This window comes from Polaromonas sp. P1_G2 (assembly GCF_056405515.1).
This window is the reverse complement of the sequence record NZ_JBFUBY010001464.1, coordinates 1-398: the sequence shown is the minus strand read 5'-3', so window position 1 is coordinate 398 and position 398 is coordinate 1. Positions and strand designations below refer to the sequence as shown.

At 66.8% G+C, this 398-nt stretch carries 1 protein-coding gene; it reads left to right on the top strand.

The window, feature by feature from the left end:
* On the top strand, nucleotides 1-398 hold a 398-nt coding region (locus AC1D0P_RS31095; RefSeq protein WP_477680248.1), incomplete at both ends, for an aldehyde dehydrogenase family protein.

Sequence of the window (398 nt, the reverse complement as noted above, 5' to 3'; positions counted from 1 at the left end):
GCGAATACGCGCGTGCCGACCGCAACCAGACCGAACTCGCCATCCGGGCCGCGTCCGAGGCCTTGCCGCATTGGAGCCACAGCACCCCGCAGCGCCGCGCCGACGTACTCGACCAGATAGGCAGCGAGATCCTGGCGCGCAAGGATGAGCTGGGCATGCTGCTGGCGCGGGAAGAAGGAAAAACATTGCCCGAAGGTGTGGGCGAAGCGGCGCGGGCCGGCCAGATCTTCAAGTTTTTCGCGGGAGAAGCGCTGCGTGTGCAGGGCGAGACCATGACTTCGGTGCGGCCCGGCATCCAGGTCGACGTGACACGTGAACCCGTCGGCGTGGTGGGAATCATCGCGCCGTGGAATTTCCCGCTGGCGATCCCGGCCTGGAAGATCGCCCCCGCTTTGGCC